The organism is Mesotoga sp. (assembly GCF_035363035.1).
Lineage (GTDB): Bacteria > Thermotogota > Thermotogae > Petrotogales > Kosmotogaceae > Mesotoga.
The window spans coordinates 1-20,035 of sequence record NZ_DAOSEH010000039.1 but is presented as its reverse complement, the minus strand read 5'-3'; the positions used below and the strand labels follow the sequence as shown (position 1 = coordinate 20,035).

Here is a 20,035-nt window from a genome sequence, read left to right as displayed (position 1 = left end):
ATATCTCACTTGCGATAGTCATTGCCTGAACGGCTATCATCTCTGCATCGAGGTTTGTGTTGCGCATAAGAGCTCGAGCAGCGGAGAGCGCGTAAGAACCGCCCGAACCTATCGCCAGAATCTCTTCGTCGGGTTCGATAACCTCGCCGTTACCAGAAATCAGAAGAATCGTCTCATTATCTGCAACAAGAAGAAGTGCCTGCAGGTTTCTAAGGATCTTATTGGTCCGCCACTCTTTGGCCAGATTTACCGCTGCTCTCTTCAGGCTTGAATTGCTCTCCTTGAACTTTTCTTCGAACTTCTCGAAGAGCGTCATCGCGTCGGCAACGGAGCCGGCGAACCCTGCAAGAACTCTTCCGTCTCCTAGTTTACGCACCTTACGGGCTGTACCTTTCATGATGGTTTCACCCAGAGTGATCTGTCCATCACCTGCCATTACGGTTTTACCGTTCTTTCTCAACACGAGTATAGTCGTTCCGTGCATTTCAATCATCTTTATCACCTCCGGTTCCTGCGGTCGGCCGCTTCGACGATCGCACCTATCGTCCGATCGAAAGAGAGGCCCATGGCCCTGGCCGACATTGGAAGATCGCTCAGATCGGTGAGCCCGGGGATAGTGTTCACCTCTAAGAAGTAGAACCTATCCCCTCTCACGATCCCATCCACTCGGGCCATATCCCTGCAGCCCAGAGAACGGTATATTTTCAAAGCGTCGCTCTTTATCTGCGATTCGACTGTGATATCCAGAGGGGCGGGAACTATGAAATCGGTCATCCCTGCCGTATACTTGGCTTCGTAGTCGTAGAATCTCTTTTTCGGCCTTATCTCGAGTATCGGGAGAACGACCGGTCCGGTCTCAAAGTCGATTATTGAGACCGTCACTTCCCGGCCTACTATATACTCCTCAAGGAGAATCGCGCCGTACTCCTCAATCAAACGGGAAGCTTCCCCCGCGAGCTCTTGCAGGTCATCACAGATTACCACACCGATGCTTGAACCCTCGCGCGTCGGTTTGAGAACACAGGGAAAGATCTCCCAGCCTGCTATATCTTCTAGAGTGGTTATCTTTTTCCACTCGGGAAGATGTGCAATTTCCCGCACCAATCGGTAGGTCATCTCCTTATCGAAGCAGATGGCACTCGCTTCGGAATCTGAACCGGTGTAATTCAATCCGGCTAGCTCCAACAGACCCTGCACAGTTCCGTCCTCTCCGAATTTTCCGTGGAGTGCCAGGAAGAAGAGATCCGCATCTATATTCAGAAGTTTTTCGATATTCGATCTTTTAAGATCGAAAGGGACGACTTCGCTGCCTCTCTTTTCGAGAGAAGCAATCACGTTATAACCGCTCTTTATCGAAATCTCTCGTTCGTGCGAGAGACCTCCGTAAACAACCGCTATCCTTTCTCTTTCCATGATCGATTACTCCTCTACAGAGTACTCCTTTTTACACTTTTCGCAGTAATGAACCTTCTTTCCCCCGCGCTTGACTCTTATGAAAAGCGTGGAGTCACATACTTCACACTTTCTGTCGCTCGGTTCGCTCCAGTAAAGCTCGCCGCAGGAAGAGCATTTGAAGTAATTCTTGCCTTTTTTACTGCGCAGTTTTCCGACTGTTCCTCCGCATTTAGGACATGGGGCCGGAATTTCCACATTCCTGGTGTACTTGCATTTGGGATAGGCCGAGCAGGCGATGAATTCGCCAAACCTACCCTTTCTAAGCAGGAGCGAGGAACCGCATTGAGGACATTTCTCATCTATCTCCCTTTCTTTTTTCTGCTCTTGCAGAATATTTTTCAGGATAACCTTCCCATCAATAACGCCTGAAAAGACTGTAATGTCGATCGATTCGTTCTTATCGCATTCGGGACATTTCAGGTAACCGCCATACCTGCCAAACACCACTTTGAAATGGCTACCGCATTCGCACTCTCTATCTGTTGGAAACTCGATCTTAAGTTCTCCGTTCTTTATCTTTCTGTCTATATGGTCCAGATCGGTCTTAAATTCGCTGTAGAAGCTCTCTATTACTTCCTTCCACTTTTTTGACCCGTTTTCAACCTCGTCCAGTTCATTTTCCATATTCGCCGTGAAGTTTGTATCGACCACGTCGGGAAAGTAATCGGTGAGGAATTCGTTGACTATAGCTCCCAGCAGTGTCGGTCGCAGCTCTTTGGCCTGATGGAGTACATACTTTCTTTCGAGCAGGGTCGAGATTATCGTGGCGTAAGTTGAGGGCCGGCCGATACCCCTCTTCTCCAGTTCTTTGACTAGCGAAGCCTCGGTAAATCTAGAGGGGGGCTTGGTAGTTTCCTTTTCCCAGACGAAATTATCTGGCCTTATCTCCTGCCCCTGGTTGTACTCATGATTGAGTTCATCTTTGCTGGATCTGGTCAAAACCTTTTCGAAACCATCGAAGACTCTTTTCTCGCCGACGAGGGTAAAGGTGAAACGATCACCTTTATCTACCACGTTGACTTCTGTCACATCGTACTCTGCACCGGACATCTGCGAGGCCAGAAATCTGTTCCATATCAAGGTATAAAGTTTGAGAAAATCTCCCGAAATCAGCTTCTTCGCAACTTCCGGACAGGTCTCCGGGTAAGTTGGCCTTATCGCTTCATGGGCGTCCTGGACCTTTTTGCCACCTTTAGATGCCTTTACAGGACCGATGTATCTTTCACCGTAGTTGTTCTTGATTATCTCGACGGCCTTCTCTCTGGCCTGCGAAGAAATCCTGGTCGAGTCGGTTCTCATGTAAGTTATGAAAGCTATCTGCCCCTTCTCTGTTTCAATCCCTTCGTACAGCTGCTGAGCGACCTTCATCGTCCGGCTGGCGCTCCAGCCGAGTTCGCTTATGGCGCTCTGCTGAAGCGTAGAAGTTATAAATGGCATGGGAGAAGCCCTCTTTGAAAGCCTTTTTTTAACTTCCTCAACAAAAAAAAGGCCGGCCTTTAGCTCTTTCAAGACAGTGTCCAGTTCCTCTTGCGTAGTGATCGATCTGTTTCCAAACTTTTTCCCGTGAAGTTTAGTGAGTGTGAACCTGTCCTCGCCCACAAGCATGAAGATCTTGAAGAAATCGTGGGGCACGAAGACCATGATCTTCTTCTCCAACTCTACCATGAACTTCAAAGCTACCGATTGTACTCTTCCGGCGCTCAATCCTCTGGTCATCGTTCTCCACAGAAGAGGGCTGAGTTTGTAGCCGACTATTCTATCGAGAATACGGCGGGCAACCTGCGCTTCGACTTTGGACATGTCTATCGTCCGGGGTTTGCCAACGGCCTCTTTTATGGCAGATTCCGTTATTTCGTTGAAGACGATCCTGTTTGTATCCTTGCTTGATAGCCCCAGAAGTTGCGCGATGTGCCAGGCTATCGCCTCGCCTTCACGGTCCAAGTCGGACGCGAGAAGAACCCTCTTGCCCTGCGCCTTCTTTGTAAGTTCTGCGACTATCTTTTCCTTCCCCTTGAGAATTTCATAAGTCGGCTCGAAGGTCTCCGTATCTATCCCGAGATTGGATTCCGGGAGATCTCTTATATGTCCCTTCGAAGCCGTAACTTCGTAGCCTTTCCCCAGGTACCTCTCGATGGTCTTCGCTTTTGCCGGGGACTCTACGATAACTAATTTGTCTGGCAAGATATCACTCCATTTCTGAATTTCAATCGCCGGATTTCCTGTTCCTCATGAAGACCCTTCTGTTGAGGAAGCGATCGTAATTGCTCCAGGAGGCCGAGGCTCCATTGAATTCTCGTTCCTCTATCTCCCTGAACTGCGCAACTTTCGAATCGAGATCGTCGGCCATGTGAAGCACTATCGCCTCGGTAGTCTTGGGAACGACTGGGGAGCCCCACTCCATCTCCCCGTGGTGTGAAAGCAACAGGTGCTTGATCTCGGTTTGAAGATATCTAGGAAAGCCTGTTAGCTTGGGAATAGCCTTGTTGATTATCTCGATACCCATGGCGATATGTCCAACCAGTTCGCCATCGTTGGTTCTATCTATTCCCGTCTGGGTAATCGCGTATTCGTAAACCTTGCCTATGTCGTGTAGCAACGCACCCGCCACCAGGAGTTCACCGTCTAGTGAATCGTTGTACTTCCGCGCGAAAAACTGGCAGAGCTCAACAACAGACATGGTATGCTCAAGGAGCCCCCCTTTGTATGCGTGGTGAACCTTCGCCGCCGCAGGAGAAACTATGAACTTCTCTATGAACTTCCTGTCGTTCTGGAAAATCTCAAGTAGCAGTGCCTTTATGTTCTCGTTGACGATTCCATTTATAGTTCCCAATAACTCGTCGTACATGCTAGGAATATCTTTGGATGTTATGGCCAGAAACCTCTCAGGGTCGTACTGCCCAGCCTCGAGTATCTGTATGCCGTCAGGATCGACGTTGAGCTGGATTCTGTCTTCGTAAAGTACCAGTTTACCCGACACCCTCACGGCAGTGCCCTGGTCGAGTCTGGAATCGTTGACTTCGGCGTTGAACCAGTCTATCGCCCTTATGGCACCTGTTTTGTCGGATAGAGTGAGGAGCAGGAATTTTTTTCCATCACGGGCTTCCTGGATTCTCTTGGAGTGCACTTTGAAAACAGACAGAAGAGTACTGCCAGGTCTCAGATCCGAGACGAAAGGGTAGCCATCTTTGTTGGCTTTGTCGTGATCGGGGTTTATCTGATTGAGTACGTCGTTTCCGATAATATCGCGGAGTTTCATATATTTTCTCCTTTCATGTAGAGCCTGGGCACTCTCGACGAAATAGCACAGGTTACTTCATAATTAATGGTACCATTCCACTCTGCCATTTCCTCTGCTGTAATATTCTCATCGCCCTGATTTCCAATTAATACAACCTCATCTCCCACGTTGGGCGAGTAGTCCAGGTGCGTGACATCAACCACGAACTGGTCCATGCAGACTCTACCAAGCACCGGACATCTCCTTCCAGAGATAATGACACATCCTCTATTGGAGAGATGTCTGTTGTAACCGTCGGCGTAGCCGACTGGAATGGTAGCCACCGTCATTTCACGATCTGCAACAAAAGTCTGACCGTAGCTCACACCGTAGCCTGGGTAGATCTTCTTCACAAAAGAAACACATGTCTTCCACTGGAGCACCGGCCTGAGATTTTCGTCACGCTGTGAAGAAGGCTGGAGACCGTAACTTGCGATCCCGGCTCTAACGTAATCGAAACGACTGTTGTCAACGTAAAGGATACCGGCGCTGTTGGAGATATGTTTCAAGAGAGTCTTTTTTGTTATCCTCTCGGCCTGGCTGAGAAACGACAGAAAGGCCTTCATTTGTTCGGCGACTAAGTCGCTGCTCTTATCGTCGGCCGTGGCGAAATGCGTATAGGCTCCTTCTACATTCAGTCCCAGATCAAGGGACGCTTTCAAGAGGTTCACCGACTCTCTCCACTCAAGACCGAGCCTTCTCATCCCGGTATCGACAGCGATGTGAAAGGCTGAGTTTATAGCAGCTCTGGATTTCATAGACGCTTCGATAGCCTTCAGTTGCTCGTGAGATACGATCGTGAGCGTGAGTTTATTCTCGAAAGCCGCTTCAAAAGAGCTGGGTTCAACGTAATTTAACACAAGGATAGGAATCTTAATCCCGGCCTCCCTAAGCTTGAGACCTTCCTCGAGGAAGGCAACGGCAAGATATCCCAATCCTTCATCCTGGGCAATTCTAGCCAGTTGCAAGGCACCATGGCCGTAACCATCGGCCTTTACAACCGCCATGACCTTTGCTGGTGAAGCTTTCGACGTCAGATATCGTAGGTTGTACCTGTAAGCTTCCAGATCTATTGAGGCGAAGGTTTTCCTGCTATTCATAATGCCTTCCCATATTCTAAAAGAAAAGCGCGCATGGCGCGCTCTGCACTATACTGCTCTCTGTATCTTTCCTGCCTTAAGGCACTTGCTGCAAATCTTCACTCTTTTTACTTCACCGTTAACCATGGCCCTTACATTGTGTACGTTGGGCTTCCACCATCTCTTGGCCTTCTTGTTCGAGTGGGAAACCATGTTTCCTGTAGTGGGGCTTTTCCCACAGATCTCGCAAACCTTGGACATGTATTGTCCTCCTCTCCAATTACATTACACTTCATTATATTAAAGATGTATCAGCTTTTCAACTCATCGTTGTGAGGTATATAATTCCATGATGAGGAAATTGATAGTACCATTTACGACTACACTGTATCTGATAGTAATAATATACTTTTATCTCGCGCCTGCAAGATCGAGCCTCATGGTTAGCAACGATAAATTAATGCACTTTTCGGGTTTCTTCGCCGGGGGCCTATGGTTATCGTTGATCCATTTTCTCAGAACACACAGAATGAATCTTCTGGTAGTTTCCTTCTTTCTTGTAACCGGTCCAATTGTTCTTGAAATGCTCCAGAAGTTCTCTCCAGGTCGATCGGTGGATCTGCTGGACATTTTGGCCAATTATCTAGGTTGGCTTGTACCGGTGGCTCTTTATGTTTTTATGAAACTGATACGTTCGCAGGTTTTCAAGTCTTACAAGGACCATGGAACAGACGATGGGGAGAGCTCAAAGTAGCTAAAAGCAGTTTGTTTTTTTCTCCCAGTAGAGTATCACGGATGTTATACTTTCCTCAGTTGAGCCGAAACCTTGTGGGGGGTGTATTCTTTTTTGAGAAGTATAATTTTCAATCCTCTTGGTTTGGTCCTGGTAATTCTTCTCTTGCTGCCGGATTTGATTCTCGGTAACTCGGGTGTAGTTTCTTCCCTTTTAGGAGAGCTGGAGTACGTTGCGCCAGATGCCACTCCGAACGGCCGAGAAGTTCTAATTGTCGGTTCTAATAACGGTTCCTCATTATTGATACTCGATGGAGACTCTCCCTATACCATTACACTGCTGGGTGTCGATTTCCCGAAGTTGAACCCTTATGACGGGATAAACCTCTCCATAATCAGAATTATGCGCAATATCGTTGGTCTTAAGGCTATTGTCGAAAGTAGTAAGAAATTCAACCTCGACGGGCCGGCTTACCTGTGGATTAAGGATGGAGAGAAAACCGTGCTTCTTCAGTCGCTGATCCTGTCCAACGGTCTAGGAAACTTCAACGGACAGGGTTATATTAATTTTTACGAAGCCCAGCAGCATGCCAAAGACAAGGGATTGGGAATCTGGGAAGAGAACAGAGAAACCCTCATCAGAACAACAGCATCCAGTGTGCCGGATAAGCAAACTATAACCACATCGGAACATATGTCAAGCTGGGTGGAGTTGATCGACGTGCGCATCTTCGACAACGGTTTATTCGGGCTAATAACACTGGTAACAAGAGAAGCTGGCAGTCTGGCTGGAACGGTAGTATCGATAGTCTCAAACACAGATATTATGAAAGATGAAGATTCCTTTACAATAAGCGACCAGAGAGAACTCAAAGTGGGCGAGAACTATGTAGTGCTGGTGACAATAGACAGAGCACAGATCCCTTCCTTCAACTACAACACAATATGGGTTACCTATCTCGACCCGAACGGCGGTTTCCTGAGTTTGAAAAACCTCAACGGAGCCAGACTTCTATACGAATATGAATACAGCAGAAAGATAAATGGCTATGTTGTAACCCCACTTAATTGAGGGAGGCATTATAATGAGAAGAGTGTTGTTCTTTTTGGCGATTCTTCTTGGTACTACAATAATGGCTTTTACAGGAGAAAGTATGGGAAAAACAGCAGCCGATTACGGTGCAGAAACGGTACTTATAATACATTATCACAGATACAGCGGCAACTACGATGGATGGAATCTGTGGGTCTGGCCAAATATGCCAGCCAGCTTGGATGGCAAATCTTACGTTTTCGACAGGAGTGACGAATTTGGGGTCGTCTCGACTGTCAAATTTTCCACTAAACATAACAGGCTCGGCTACATAGTCAGGTTGAATGACTGGCAGGCTAAGGATGTAAATGCAGATAGGTTTGTGGATATTCCCGAATCGGGAGTGGCCGAAATCTGGGTAATCGAGGGCGAGTACGACCATGTAACCGACCCGGCGACCATAGATCTCAGGCCCAGAATAAAGGTAGCCTTCCTTGACAGTTTGAACGAGATATACGCTTCACTGTCGGCTCCGGTAGACACTAAAATGGCTGAAGCGAAGGTTCTGGTTAAAAACGAACAACGGTCGGTAAAATCAATCGAGAAGGCAGATCCCACAGACGTCTCGCTTACAAATTACGTGAAGGTAACACTCGCCGGGGACATCCAGCCGGGCGAAGTCAGCGATCCTATAGAACTGGTGATTGAAGGCTTTCTCCCCGATGAAGTGATCGTGAGAAGAGCACTGGACGACCCTTCTTTTTACTACGAAGGACAGCTCGGAGCAGTATACGCAGGCAACTCCACGACTTTCAGAGTCTGGTCACCGGTCGCGTCTTATGCCACTTTGTTGTTGTACGATGATTATAATTCTCAAAAAAGCACGCAGATAGCTATGACGAAGAATTCACAGGGAGTATGGGAAGCGACGGTCGAAGGCGATCTTCACCTCAAATCGTACAGATACTCGCTCTTTTCTTACGGTAAGCTTCGTGAAACTGTGGATATATATTCAAAAGCCGTAACGCGTAACAGCTCGAGGTCGGTTGTGACCGATCCGGCAAGGACGGTTTTCGATGAATGGGAGATGGATGCCAGACCATTGATGGAAAAGTTCGAGGATGCCATAATCTACGAGATTCATATAAGCGATATGACGGCCGATACAAAGACGAACGTAGTCAATCGGGGCAAATATCTCGGTCTTACCGAAAGGGATAGAACCGGTCCCGAAGGGGTGAAAGCAGGCCTGGATCATCTGATCGAGCTAGGTGTAACTCACGTTCACATCCTCCCTTTCAACGATATTCATTACATCAACGAGGGTGTCGATGGGCAGTATGGCTGGGGGTACGACCCATATTTATACATGGTTCCCGAAGGTCATTACAGTACCGATCCTGCCAATCCACTCAGCAGAATAGTAGAAGCGAAAATGATGATAAAGGCTCTTCACGACAGTGGTATTCGCGTTATTCTCGATACAGTTTACAATCACACTGCTTCTACAGGCGAAGACTCGCCCTTCGATCAAACCGTTCCTTATTACTATTACAGGACCGACAGGACGGGGGCTTATACCAACGGTAGCGGCGTAGGAAATGAAATAGCTACGGAGAGGCCCATGATGAGGAAGCACATTATAGACTCCCTAAAGATGTGGGTGAACGATTACCATATCGACGGTTTCAGATTCGACCTGCTCGGCCTCTTCGATAGGGAAACCGTACTTTCCATCGATAGAGAGCTTCATGAATTGGATCCCACTCTACTGCTCTACGGCGAACCCTGGGGCGGTTGGGGAGCCAATGTGACCTTCACCAAGGGCGACCAGAAGGGCACACAGGTCGCCGTCTTCAACGACAACTTGAGAGATGCGATCCGCGGAAGCGTCTTCGATCCAAAGGTAAAGGGTTTTTCACTTGGAAGCAGAGCCAAGGAACGCAGGATCATGCGCGGCATCAGCGGTAGCATAGAGTACAGCTATGATATACGCGACTTCACCGATGACCCTGCAGAAACAATCAACTACGTTTCGGCGCACGACAATCAGACTCTCTGGGATAAAAATAGCGCGGCGATGACCGATGCACCGCTAGAGCTGCTACTTAACGCACAGAAACTTTCGAATGCGATCGTGTTGCTCTCGCAGGGTATTCCCTTCCTTCACGGAGGGGTCGATTTCGCCAGAACCAAGAACGGCAACGACAACAGCTATAACGCCGGTGTTGAGCTCAACAAGATGGACTATTCCAGGAAGGCCCAGTTTATAGATCTCTTCAACTACTACAGAGGAATGATAGAGTTGCGGAAGTCTCACCCGGCCTTCAGAATGGCTACTGCTCAGGAGATAAGAGAGAACCTTGTCTTCCTAGACACACCGAGGAATATCGTTGCTTTCATTATTAACGGTGAAGCGGCCGGCGATACATGGAAGGAGATACTGGTCATATTCAACGGAAACATCGAAGATGCGAAGATAACACTTCCCAACGGTTCCTGGAACCTGGCCATGGATGAAGCGAGGGTATCCAATGAATCGCTGGGAGAAGTCAGTGGTGAAGTCATTCTAAGGGCCGCTTCGGCTTATGTGCTTTACAAATGATATCCGGAGGTAGAGATGTACAGGTGTAAGATCATAAGGATCCTAGAATCGGGGTTTTTCGACGAAACATCCAAATCGATCGAAATCTGCGAAAAGATGCTCAAAGAACACGGTTACCATTTTGCCGGTTTTTTTGATGTCCAGCCAGTAATGAGTGATCTAAAAGAGTGCATTTATGCCGCTTCCAGGTCAAACGACATGGTAATTGTACTCGGGGGGACCGGCCTTTACAGAGAGGATATTGGTCCCGAGGCGGTTCTCTCTCTGGTAGATAAGAGGGCGACCGGCATTGAGACGGCCATGATGCGACACGCGATAGTTGCCGACTCTTCGCTATGCCTTTACAGGGTAGCGGCTGGAACTATCAGGGAATCTTTGATACTCTGCATTCCTGGTTACCACAAATCGGTCGCCAACTACCTCGATCCGGTCATAGACGTTTTGAAACCGCTATTCGATGGCTGGAAAGAAAGAGCCGAAGCTTCAGGCGAGGAGAATGCCTGAACTCGATTTTAATGGGTTACAACATCTGAATCCGGTCTGAGTCTTCAAGACAACTGTGAAAGGAGAAGCGCCATTTGCCTCCCGGAGACTTTCCGGAAGTGTTGTGCGTAGGAATAAAATATGTTTTCAATCGCTAGCGGGAAGTATATCGCCGTTGAAGGTGTGATTGGTGTTGGAAAGACAACCCTTGTCAGGAACCTCTCTCTGAAATACTCGATACCGACCGTCCTGGAGGTAGTCGAGGAGAATCCTTTCTTGCCCAACTTCTATGAAGATATGGACAGATGGGCCTTCCAGACGCAGCTCTTTTTTCTTGTTAGCAGGTTTGATCAGCAATCGGCCGTGAAAAGGACGGCTGCCCAGGGACAGGGAGTAGTTTCGGACTACACTTTTTACAAGGATCACCTCTTCGCTTCGCTGACTCTGAAAGGTGACCAGCTAGAACTGTACGAAAAGATCTTCAAAGTTTTGCAGGATCAGGTACAGACACCTGACTTGGTGGTCTATCTCTATGCAGACGTCAACGTTCTAATGAGCCGTATAGCCCTCAGGGACAGACCCTTCGAGAGAAGCATGGATCGGAACTACATCTCTATGCTCAGCGAGGCTTACGAGGAACACATGGGCTCTGAAAGAAACTTTCCGGTGTTGAGGATAGACACCTCCGCCATAGACTTCGTGAGGAACCAGAAAGACTTACACGAGATTTTCGAAAGAATCGAGGCGAGCTTATGATACTTGGAATTTGCGGAAACATAGGTGCGGGAAAGTCTTCGCTAACGGCTCTTCTGGAAGAGAGACTCGGTTTCAGAGGAGTGTACGAAGCGGTAGATGAAAACCCCTTTCTGAAAGACTTCTATTCTGATATGGGACGCTGGGCTTTCCATTCTCAGCTCTTCTTTCTTATAAAACGTTTCGACTTTCTCAAGAGGGTAAATACAGAAGGGGCCGTCGTCCTTCAGGATAGGACCATATACGAAGATGTTAAAATCTTCGCAAGAAACCTTCACTTGATGGGCTATATAGACAGTCGCGACTGGGAACTGTACATGGATACTTTCAAGACACTCTCCGATCACCTCAGTACTCCGACCGGGCTGGTGTATATCAAGTGCTCAACTCCTGTGCTTATGAAGAGGATCAAGAAACGCGGTAGAGGCTTCGAAAGCGATATAAAAGAGGAGTACATAGAAAGGCTCAACAGACTGTACGACGAATGGATCGAAGACGCAGACTTCTGCAGAAAACTGATTATAGACGGCGACAAATACGACTTCATGGAGAGTGATCAGGATAGGGACGATGTTCTTCATCTGATTTCCAGATTCAACGCCGAGCTGGTGGCTGGCGTACAGTCGAAACTCTTCTCCAGATAGAGGAGCTCATTGTAAATATATTGGCTGTAACCGTAAATCTCATATAATCGGGAGGTTCGTATGGAGTTTCTATCTGTTCCACTGCCAGAGAAGATAATAAAACATGAGAGCGAAGGTGCTTTTGAAAAGGCAACCCGGGAGATAGACTTTCAACTCTCCTTAAGCCTTCCTTCAATACTCCGTGAAAGGTTGCTATGGGAAAGGGAGAGGTTGAGGCGGATACGTGAGAACTACATCTATACCATTGATATAGCTTTCGAGATACTAGATTCGGAATTGGCGGACTTCACTCGCGCAGAGTTCGATGAATTGAAGAAGGGTGGTTATCTCGATTTCATGGTTATCGACGGCGAAGAGTTCTATGAAAAGCGGTTCGATAAAAACCTGCTCTTTGCCAGAAATGATTATGAAAAACGCTTGAAAGAGAAAGACATCGAGCGTAACAAGAAAAAAGAGCTGCTGCAGACCCAAATAGATCGTTTGATATCCGAGAGAGTACCGGCCACCTTTAGAGTCAGAGCCCGGTCTTCCATGAAGGCCAGAGTTCAGGCAGGAGACAAGGGCGAGTACCTTAAGTGCTGGCTGCCAGTTGCACGGCCCGGCGACCAGATCGAAAATGTCAAGATACTCAACACCAGCCAGAAGAACTACTTTCTGGCCCCGCCCGATGCCCCGCAGAGAACCATATACATGGAAGCACCTATGGGGGAAGTCAACTTCTCGGTTGAGTTCGAGTACGAAATCTCGGAAATCTCGACCTCTATCGACCCCTTTTCGATCCGACCGGTTGATAGTGCACGTTTCCATAACTATCTCTGTGAGCAAGCCCCACACATACTTTTCACACCCTTTCTCAAGAATCTGGCAAGCGAGATCGCAGGCAACGAGAGGAACCCTTACTACATCGCAAAAAGCTTTTACGACTGGATATGTGACAACGTCAGGTACTCTTTCATGAGCGAATACGCCCTCTACGGCAACCTGTCGGAGTTCGCCGCCAGCAACATGAGAGGTGACTGCGGTCTTAAAGCCCTCCTCTTTATGACACTTTGCAGGATCAAAGGTATCCCTTCCAGGTGGCAATCGGGCTGGTACGCAACCCCGGCCGGAGCTAGCCCTCACGACTGGGCTTTTTTCTGGATCGAGCCTTACGGGTGGATTCCGGTGGATGGCTCTTTCGGAGGCGCCCGCAAAAATATACCGGCTTACAGGGAGTTCTACTTCGGAAATCTTGATGCTTACAGAATGGTGGCCAACTCGGCCTTCATGGCTCCCCTGACACCGTCAAAGAACTTCTACAGATTTGATCCGTACGACAACCAAACAGGTGAGATAGAAACCAATCTGAGACCGATTCGAAGCGATGAAAAAGAACACACAATCGAGATACTGGATTTCGAAAGGATATAAGTTTCATCGCGGGGGTAAGAGATGAAAGCGATAAGAGGAGCAACATCGGTTGAAAATAACGAACGTGAGGAGATCACTGCCAGGACTATAGAGTTGATGGAGGAGATCTTCGCCAAAAACGATATTTGGGAAATACACTCGGTGATCTTCACCGTAACGCGAGATGTCACCGCCTTCAATCCAGCTACGGCCTTCAGGCAGAGATTCGATTATAGCGATGTCGCGCTTTTGTGTATAAATGAGGCAGACTTCCAGGGATCATCGAATGGAATTATAAGGGTTCTCATCCACTGTGAATCAACCTCGAAGAACTTCGTCTATCTTCACAGAGCACGTGACCTCAGACCCGATCTGGTTAGGAAAGATGAGGATAACCCATGAAGATTCTTATAATCGGGGGCGGATCGATCGGTGGATCGATGGCTCTCAGACTTTGTGAGCGGGGTTGCCGTGTCTCTGTCTTCGATACATGCGAAAAGATACTTTCAACGCTCTTTTACAGCGGGATCGAGACTGGTCCCCTTGATCTGTTGCTACCGGGAAATGAAATAACCGTGATAGCTACTCCCATGAGCGTGGAACTGGAACTACTCGAAAGTATGGAGTTCAATGGTCCTGTGATGGATGTGGCAAGTGTGATGAGGCCCTTCCGTGAAGTGGCGTCGAGAAGGAAGATACGCTTCATAAACGGCCATCCGATGGCCGGCAACGAACATTCTGGACCGGCCGGCTGGGACAGAAGAATGTTCGAAGGGCGCCCCTTTTTTCTCTCTCCGTGTGGAATGGCAAGAAACAGCGACGTCAGCACCGCGTTGAAGATAGTAAACGACCTGGGAGCCAGACCTGAGTTCATAGAACCGGCCGAACACGATAAGATGCTCTCGCGTATCAGCCAGGGGCTTTATTATCTGTCCCGGGTCGCAATGAAACTGGGAAAGAATCATGAAAAATATGCCGGTCCGGGTTTTGCTTCCACAACCAGGCTCGGCAGGCAGAACAGAGAAATGGTACTGGATATGGCCAGATACAATGGAGACAACATCGCCGAAGCTCTTGAAAAAATCGAAGAGTACCTCCACAAAGTCAAAGAGGCGATACGATCTAAAGATATGATGGAACTCGTCAAACTCATAGATCTTGAAGAAATATAGAAAAACACACCATACACTGCATCTAGCACTTCAGAGAGTACCATGACGCAGCTCAATTTGAGATTGTGATTGACTTATACTTCAAACATCAACCGGTGATTCTCCGGAGAACTAAGCGATACTTTTATCACCCTTTGCCTTCCCATCTCGCAGATACACGAACCAGTAGATTGTGGCAACGAACAGTGCGCCACCTACGATGTTGCCGAGCGTCACAGGAATGAGGTTTTTAGTGAAGAGAGTTCCCCAATTCAAGTTTACTATCTGATCGCTCTTGACGCCCAACGAGATGGCTGCCTGGACGAAACCTTCGTTGGCTTTGGCGAGAATCCCCGCGGGTATATAGTACATGTTTGCCACGCTGTGTTCAAAACCAGATGCTATGAATAACCAGATCGGAAAGAAAATGGCAAGAACCTTTCCGGCTATATCTCTGGCCGTGGAGGCCATCCACACGGCGATACAGACCAGCCAGTTACATAATATACCCATGAAGAAGGCGTTTTCAAAGCTCAGACCTGTTTTATAAACGGCCGTCTTGATAGTGAATCCTCCCAGTAGATTCCCGGAAAAACCCAGCTGACCGGAATGTAGTATGAAATATACTACTAGAAGAGACCCTACAAAGTTTCCCGTATATACGAAGAACCAGTTCTTCAACAAAGCCAGCCATCTTGACTTACTCTTCAAACACGAAATGACGATAAGACTGTTTCCTGTGAACAACTCGGCACCGGCTATAATCACCATCATCAGTCCCGTGGTGAATATCGCTCCGGCGAGGGCCTTTGCCAATCCGACAGAGCCGATTGTGTGAATTGCAACATTGGACCCCTCTGCGGCAAAGGCGATGAACGCACCCCCTAGAATACCCAGAACAAATTCTTTTGCGGCCGTTAAACTGGTTTTTTTGCACCCTGTTTCAATGAAACTCACAGCATTTTCCGAAGGACTCAGAAAAGACTTTTCCATACACACACTTCCCCCTGCGATTAATATGATAGGAAATTTCCAGCAAAACAGGTGATTTTGCAGATCGAAATACATTTAGCAAACCTGACAAAATGTTACCACAGCCTATGAAGAAAGGATAGTCTCAATTAATTCAATTTGGAGTGACAAAGAGAAGAAGGGTCAGGTCACCCAATAGGTTAAATCCGTTAGGTGAGAAGAACTATTCTTTATCGTATAATCTATCCGCCTTTCCCGGTTTCATGTCTTTTGTTGCGCTTCTCTATTCTAATAAGGAGCTCAATCCCATAAACATCCGTCAATGTAGATCATTTTCCTCTTTAATTAGCGTACCTATCCTGTTGCCTTCCCCGTCAAGGATTGCATATCTGCCATCGGGAAGCTCTTTGAATTGAGCGGCCTTTCTTTCGATTTCGGTCAGTGTTCCGGAGTGTTTTTTCCCGCTTGTGCAAGGTTCTTCTGTTTCTTCGCCTCCTTTGGCGTTCCAGTCCAGCTTTTTCTGGATTGTCCACTCGTCAACGAAGTACCTTTTCCCCAGCTTGGTGGCCTTCAAAGTCCCGTCATTTATCCATTTCCGGATGGTCCAGGGTGTGCAGCTCAGAATTTCTGCCACTTCCTTTGTGTCGTAGTATTTGTTTCCTTTAACTTCTATCATTATATTCCCCTCCTCTTCAATATATTACAATTTATTCTAATATATATCAATCTTATTTAATCTAAACATATTCATTCATAGGCTTTGTTTTAGGATAGAGCTAAAAAATGGAGTTCTCAGACATGGTGATGCCAAAAGCTTGTTTCGCCCTAAAAACAATTGCGATATATAATACAGCTAGCGGTCTCCAGACACAGTGGAGGTGATTCGGTGAGGCAGATCAGGTCTATAATGGGAGTTTTGAGCGTCTATATGCGCAGCTTCGTGGATGTCATGTCCGACAGGAGCTTAATGAACAGATCGCTTTTCTCCAGTAATTTAAGTATTTACAGGGCTTTGAAATGGTTCAACATCGCTTTTTCGTTTCTCCTCTTCATACCGGTTTTTGCGTCGCTGGTGAGCTTCAACCTTCCGCATCTGCTGGGCTATCTGATTATGGCCTTTCTGGGTTACGCGACATGGATCTTTCAAGGAATAACCGGCGTTCCAATCTTCGAAGAGATAAGATTTCTGGCACTGCTGCACCTCAATCTCCACAGTGTGTTCGGTATGTGGCTGGAGTTCTACAACAGATTTGTTATATACGACGACATTTTGCACATTCATGGAGGTTTCCTGGGTGCAGTTGCCATTTTTCCCTTCGTTCTGGGGTCATCCCTTGCCTGGTCGAACTTGCCCGAGCGCGCCGTCAAGTGGAAGGTCTGGTTCTCAGCTCTCTCGATCGTGAACATGTTTGGGGTTTTCTGGGAGATCTTCGAATTCATTTCGGACAGGATATTCAGAAACTACCCGGGCTACAGGATGGCCCAGGAGAACAGTCTGAACGACACCATGCTAGATTTGATCTATAACAACATCGGCGCTTCGATAGGCATTCTAGTCTTCTGGTGGTATTTAAGGAAATCAAGAGACGTGAATGCCTTCATGGAAAAAATGGGTCGCAAGCTTGGAGAGTTCCTGGAGACCGGTAGAAAGAGAGTGAGGACGGAGAACTGAAATCGTATTGCTGACCACGGGAGGTTTTCTTTATGGCATATATGACAGTGAACGGAGTGAATATTTACTACGAATTGGAAGGAAAGAAAGACGTCGGAGAGACTGTGGCATTCTTCAACGGCGTTATGGCTTCAACTAGCAGCTGGGCATCGCAGAGGAAGTTGTTCGAAAAATTCGGCTTCAAGATTCTGCTCCACGACTTCAAAGGGCAGCTCCTTTCAGAGAAACCGGCCGGACCTTACTCCTTCGCCCAGCATGCACTAGAAGCCAGACTCCTGATGAAAGAGCTTGGGATCGAAAGGGCTCACATAATTGGTACCTCGTACGGCGGCGAAGTGGCTTTGAGATTCGCGATTGATTATCCCGAAATGGTCGTTTCCATCTCGGTAATAGATTCTGTCAGCGAGCTAGATGAAGTTCTAAAACTCTTTGTGAGAGGCTGGCGAGAAGCTGCAGGCAAAAAGGATGCAAAAAAGTTTTTCTGGAGTATGGTGCCGACTATCTATCACGATTCTTTCATAAGCGAGAACAAAGAAATGCTTGAGGAAAGAGCTCGTGCTCTAGAAAAGGTTCCGGAGGATTACTACGAAGGACAGATAGCTCTATACGATACTTTCGTGAGCGATGTTCACATGACGGATGATCTATGCAGGATAAAAGCTCCTACTCTTGTCGTTTGCGGGGAGAACGATATTCTCAAGCCACGTAAATTTTCAAAGATAATAGCAGATTCAATAACGCGTTCCGAGTTCACCGTTATTCCCGATTGCGGACATGTCACTATTTTTGAGAAGCCGGAGGTTCTGAACAGTCTTCTGCTTGGTTTTGTGATGAAACATTCGAATTGATTTCAAGGCTCTCATATTTCAGGCTTCCAGGCTTCCAAGAACCGCCTTAAGCTCGACAAAATCTCTGGCTATCATAAGAGGACCCTTACCGGGTTCAGCTTCTGGATTGATCCATATGAAGTCGATTCCTGCCTTCTGTGCGCCCGAAAAGTCCGACTCCAGACTGTCTCCTATATATATGGCTTCATCCTTTTCGATACCTGCTCTTTTCAGCGCAATCTCAAAGATCCGGGGATCTGGTTTGGCGTAACCGGCCTCCTCCGAGGATAGTGAAAACTCGAAGAACCTCTGCAGACTGGCAATAAGAAACTTTTTGTGCTGCACACGATAAACTCCGTTTGTAATTATCGCCATGCGCCTACCGGCACTTTTAAACTGGTGTAGAAACTCTTCGGCGCCCGGAAGAAAGTAAGCTCTGCTGGAGAGTCCCGTTAGATACTCCTCGTTCAGCCCTTTTGCATCGAAGTTAATATCAAGAAGGCTGCAGAACTCTTCGAATCTCTCCACAACAACCCTTTCCTTCGAGACAGTCCCTTTCTCGAGCATTGACCACCACTTCCTGTTTATCTGCCGATAGTTCTCGACCTGAGAGGGGCTCAGAGTTACTCCCCTGGATTTGAAAACCTCTATCAGGGTTTCATTCTCGCTCCTTTCGAAATCGAGGATCGTGTGGTCGAGATCGAAAAAGTACATACTGTAGCGTGAATCACCCATATACACTATCCAGCGATTCCCCGATATCCTGAATCAAATCGTCGGGATGTTCGAGGCCGGCCGAAATCCTTACGGTCCTTCCTGAGAATCCAAACCTGTGGAGTTCTTCTTCTGGATAATCCCTGTGTGTCATCATTGCCGGTACTTCTACCAGACTCTCCGCATCTCCCAGTGACACTGCCAGTTTTATAAGGCTAAGATATTTCACGAACGCCTCGGCCATCGAACGATCTCCTTTTAACTCGAAGCTCACAATTCCTCCGAAACCTTTCATCTGTCGTTTCGCAAGTCCGTGTCCCGGATGCTCTTCGAGTTCTGGATAGAGGACTCTCTCAACGCCTCTGTGATCTTTCAGAAATCTGGCGATTTTCGAGGCGTTCGAACAGTGGCGTTCCATCCTGAGACCTAGAGTTTTCATTCCCCTGAGGAGGAGCCACGCGTTGAAGGGACTCATAACTCCTCCCAGCTCACACATGTAACCGAACTTGAGTCTCTGAACATAATCATAATCCCTCGAAGTTGCCACACCCCCTACCACGTCGCCGTGACCGGAGATATACTTCGTGACACTGTGGAGAACTACATCGGCTCCCAGTTCGAGCGGTCTTTGAAGAACAGGTGTGGCGAAAGTGTTGTCCACCGCCACTTTTATTCCCCGCTCGTGCGCCATTCTGGAAATGCCTGCGATATCTATTATCTCTAGGGAGGGATTGGTAGGTGTTTCGAGGTACAGAACCTTGGTACCTGGAAGTATCGACTCTTCTATTCGATTCAGATCTGTCATATCCACGAAGTCGGTGCGGACACCGTAATTCACTAGAAGATGGTTTAGAAACCCGAAGGTAGATCCGTAGAGGTTCCGGTGGGCCAGAACGTGATCGCCCGATTCCGCTAGTGACATCACCACGGAGCTTATGGCGGCCATCCCTGAGGAGAAAGCTACACCGTCCACTCCACCCTCTAGAGCGGAGAGCCTCTGTTCGAAGAGATTAACCGTGGGATTGCCCCCGCGCGTGTAAACGTACGCCTTTCTTTTGAAGGAAAAGGTGTCCTCGGCCTGCTGGAGATCCTTGAAAGTGAATGTAGAGGTCATATAAATGGGTGAGTTCAACGCCTGATTTTGATCCTCCTGTTCTGCGGCGTGTATAGATAGTGTATCGAAACGATACTTTCTTTCTTCGTGCAAAGGAATCACCTCGCTTGTTTTGCCAATTATAGAACGTCAACG

The 20,035-nt window shown here is 47.6% G+C and carries 21 protein-coding genes; 11 read left to right on the top strand and 10 right to left on the bottom strand.

All coding sequences use genetic code 11. The features are described from left to right. The 6 genes from hslV to rpmB form a co-directional block, all read right to left on the bottom strand. Positions 1-490 (bottom strand): ATP-dependent protease subunit HslV (hslV, locus tag PKX57_RS07305; protein WP_472416590.1); only part of this gene is annotated, 490 nt, incomplete at its 3' end. 8 nt (positions 491-498) lie between these two features. Then, positions 499-1,413, bottom strand: coding sequence for a D-alanine--D-alanine ligase (locus PKX57_RS07300; RefSeq protein WP_213919701.1), 915 nt, complete (start codon positions 1,411-1,413; stop codon positions 499-501). A 6-nt stretch (positions 1,414-1,419) separates the two neighbouring features. Then, positions 1,420-3,636, bottom strand: a complete 2,217-nt coding sequence (gene topA, locus PKX57_RS07295; RefSeq protein WP_213919702.1) for a type I DNA topoisomerase — start codon at positions 3,634-3,636, stop codon at positions 1,420-1,422. Between the two features lie 22 nt (positions 3,637-3,658). After that, on the bottom strand, positions 3,659-4,711 hold the full coding sequence (locus PKX57_RS07290; protein WP_213919703.1) for an HD domain-containing protein: 1,053 nt from the start codon (positions 4,709-4,711) through the stop codon (positions 3,659-3,661). Further along, the gene (gene alr, locus PKX57_RS07285; RefSeq protein ID WP_213919704.1) at positions 4,708-5,832 is read right to left on the bottom strand and encodes an alanine racemase; all 1,125 of its coding nucleotides are present in this window, start codon (positions 5,830-5,832) and stop codon (positions 4,708-4,710) included. The genes PKX57_RS07290 and alr overlap by 4 nt, the downstream gene beginning before the upstream one ends. A gap of 48 nt (positions 5,833-5,880) precedes the next feature. Further along, a complete protein-coding gene (gene rpmB, locus PKX57_RS07280) occupies positions 5,881-6,072 on the bottom strand; it encodes a 50S ribosomal protein L28 (protein ID WP_213919705.1) in 192 nt (63 codons plus the stop codon). Between the two features lie 91 nt (positions 6,073-6,163). On the opposite strand from rpmB, the gene PKX57_RS07275 reads away from it, so the two are divergent. The 9 genes from PKX57_RS07275 (at position 6,164) to PKX57_RS07235 (ending at position 14,622) form a co-directional block, all read left to right on the top strand. After that, positions 6,164-6,565, top strand: coding sequence for a VanZ family protein (locus PKX57_RS07275; protein WP_472416588.1), 402 nt, complete (start codon positions 6,164-6,166; stop codon positions 6,563-6,565). Positions 6,566-6,658: 93 nt separating this feature from the next. Next, positions 6,659-7,615 carry a hypothetical protein gene (locus PKX57_RS07270; RefSeq protein ID WP_169699782.1) on the top strand — a complete coding sequence of 319 codons (957 nt, stop codon included), beginning with the start codon at positions 6,659-6,661 and terminating at the stop codon, positions 7,613-7,615. 61 nt (positions 7,616-7,676) lie between these two features. Then, a complete protein-coding gene (pulA, locus tag PKX57_RS07265; protein ID WP_470745935.1) occupies positions 7,677-10,181 on the top strand; it encodes a type I pullulanase in 2,505 nt (834 codons plus the stop codon). 15 nt (positions 10,182-10,196) lie between these two features. Continuing rightward, positions 10,197-10,685, top strand: coding sequence for a molybdopterin-binding protein (locus tag PKX57_RS07260; RefSeq protein ID WP_213919709.1), 489 nt, complete (start codon positions 10,197-10,199; stop codon positions 10,683-10,685). Positions 10,686-10,805: 120 nt separating this feature from the next. Further along, positions 10,806-11,420: a deoxynucleoside kinase gene (locus PKX57_RS07255; RefSeq protein WP_213919710.1), complete on the top strand. Its 615-nt coding sequence runs from the start codon at positions 10,806-10,808 to the stop codon at positions 11,418-11,420. After that, entirely contained in the window at positions 11,417-12,061 is a 645-nt protein-coding gene (locus PKX57_RS07250) for a deoxynucleoside kinase (protein ID WP_213919711.1), read from the top strand. Before PKX57_RS07255 ends, PKX57_RS07250 begins: the two co-directional genes overlap by 4 nt. 60 nt (positions 12,062-12,121) lie before the next feature. Further along, a complete protein-coding gene (locus PKX57_RS07245; RefSeq protein WP_472416586.1) occupies positions 12,122-13,471 on the top strand; it encodes a transglutaminase-like domain-containing protein in 1,350 nt (449 codons plus the stop codon). Between the two features lie 21 nt (positions 13,472-13,492). Beyond that, positions 13,493-13,852, top strand: coding sequence for a chorismate mutase (aroH, locus tag PKX57_RS07240; RefSeq protein ID WP_213919713.1), 360 nt, complete (start codon positions 13,493-13,495; stop codon positions 13,850-13,852). Continuing rightward, positions 13,849-14,622: a prephenate dehydrogenase/arogenate dehydrogenase family protein gene (locus PKX57_RS07235; protein ID WP_213919714.1), complete on the top strand. Its 774-nt coding sequence runs from the start codon at positions 13,849-13,851 to the stop codon at positions 14,620-14,622. Before aroH ends, PKX57_RS07235 begins: the two co-directional genes overlap by 4 nt. 111 nt (positions 14,623-14,733) lie before the next feature. Here PKX57_RS07235 and PKX57_RS07230 read toward each other — a convergent pair whose 3' ends face one another. Next, positions 14,734-15,594, bottom strand: a complete 861-nt coding sequence (locus PKX57_RS07230; protein ID WP_470745926.1) for a formate/nitrite transporter family protein — start codon at positions 15,592-15,594, stop codon at positions 14,734-14,736. Positions 15,595-15,892: 298 nt separating this feature from the next. Beyond that, complete coding sequence (locus PKX57_RS07225) at positions 15,893-16,249, bottom strand: helix-turn-helix domain-containing protein (protein ID WP_214047499.1); 357 nt, start codon at positions 16,247-16,249, stop codon at positions 15,893-15,895. Between the two features lie 210 nt (positions 16,250-16,459). Here PKX57_RS07225 and PKX57_RS07220 point away from each other — a divergent pair, with 210 nt between their 5' ends. Both PKX57_RS07220 and PKX57_RS07215 read left to right on the top strand, forming a co-directional pair. Then, positions 16,460-17,245, top strand: coding sequence for a DUF2238 domain-containing protein (locus PKX57_RS07220; RefSeq protein WP_472416584.1), 786 nt, complete (start codon positions 16,460-16,462; stop codon positions 17,243-17,245). 32 nt (positions 17,246-17,277) lie between these two features. Further along, the gene (locus PKX57_RS07215) at positions 17,278-18,093 is read left to right on the top strand and encodes an alpha/beta fold hydrolase (RefSeq protein WP_472416582.1); all 816 of its coding nucleotides are present in this window, start codon (positions 17,278-17,280) and stop codon (positions 18,091-18,093) included. 18 nt (positions 18,094-18,111) lie between these two features. Here the strand turns inward: PKX57_RS07215 and PKX57_RS07210 are convergent, their stop codons facing one another. Together PKX57_RS07210 and PKX57_RS07205 are read right to left on the bottom strand one after the other, a co-directional pair. Continuing rightward, a complete protein-coding gene (locus tag PKX57_RS07210) occupies positions 18,112-18,807 on the bottom strand; it encodes a YjjG family noncanonical pyrimidine nucleotidase (protein WP_472416580.1) in 696 nt (231 codons plus the stop codon). After that, a complete protein-coding gene (locus tag PKX57_RS07205) occupies positions 18,800-19,993 on the bottom strand; it encodes a trans-sulfuration enzyme family protein (RefSeq protein ID WP_472416578.1) in 1,194 nt (397 codons plus the stop codon). Before PKX57_RS07205 ends, PKX57_RS07210 begins: the two co-directional genes overlap by 8 nt. Between the last annotated feature and the right edge of the window lie 42 nt (positions 19,994-20,035).

Bases quoted from the DNA above. Each gene is read 5' to 3' on its own strand.
- PKX57_RS07255 (WP_213919710.1), top strand. From the start codon at position 10,806: ATGTTTTCAATCGCTAGCGGGAAGTATATCGCCGTTGAAGGTGTGATT.
- pulA (WP_470745935.1), top strand. From the start codon at position 7,677: ATGGCTTTTACAGGAGAAAGTATGGGAAAAACAGCAGCCGATTACGGT.
- PKX57_RS07215 (WP_472416582.1), top strand. From the start codon at position 17,278: ATGGCATATATGACAGTGAACGGAGTGAATATTTACTACGAATTGGAA.
- aroH (WP_213919713.1), top strand. From the start codon at position 13,493: ATGAAAGCGATAAGAGGAGCAACATCGGTTGAAAATAACGAACGTGAG.
- PKX57_RS07290 (WP_213919703.1), bottom strand. From the start codon at position 4,711: ATGAAACTCCGCGATATTATCGGAAACGACGTACTCAATCAGATAAAC.
- PKX57_RS07245 (WP_472416586.1), top strand. From the start codon at position 12,122: ATGGAGTTTCTATCTGTTCCACTGCCAGAGAAGATAATAAAACATGAG.
- PKX57_RS07210 (WP_472416580.1), bottom strand. From the start codon at position 18,807: ATGGGTGATTCACGCTACAGTATGTACTTTTTCGATCTCGACCACACG.
- PKX57_RS07275 (WP_472416588.1), top strand. From the start codon at position 6,164: ATGAGGAAATTGATAGTACCATTTACGACTACACTGTATCTGATAGTA.
- PKX57_RS07225 (WP_214047499.1), bottom strand. From the start codon at position 16,249: ATGATAGAAGTTAAAGGAAACAAATACTACGACACAAAGGAAGTGGCA.
- PKX57_RS07250 (WP_213919711.1), top strand. From the start codon at position 11,417: ATGATACTTGGAATTTGCGGAAACATAGGTGCGGGAAAGTCTTCGCTA.
- PKX57_RS07235 (WP_213919714.1), top strand. From the start codon at position 13,849: ATGAAGATTCTTATAATCGGGGGCGGATCGATCGGTGGATCGATGGCT.
- PKX57_RS07300 (WP_213919701.1), bottom strand. From the start codon at position 1,413: ATGGAAAGAGAAAGGATAGCGGTTGTTTACGGAGGTCTCTCGCACGAA.
- PKX57_RS07230 (WP_470745926.1), bottom strand. From the start codon at position 15,594: ATGGAAAAGTCTTTTCTGAGTCCTTCGGAAAATGCTGTGAGTTTCATT.
- alr (WP_213919704.1), bottom strand. From the start codon at position 5,832: ATGAATAGCAGGAAAACCTTCGCCTCAATAGATCTGGAAGCTTACAGG.
- rpmB (WP_213919705.1), bottom strand. From the start codon at position 6,072: ATGTCCAAGGTTTGCGAGATCTGTGGGAAAAGCCCCACTACAGGAAAC.
- PKX57_RS07260 (WP_213919709.1), top strand. From the start codon at position 10,197: ATGTACAGGTGTAAGATCATAAGGATCCTAGAATCGGGGTTTTTCGAC.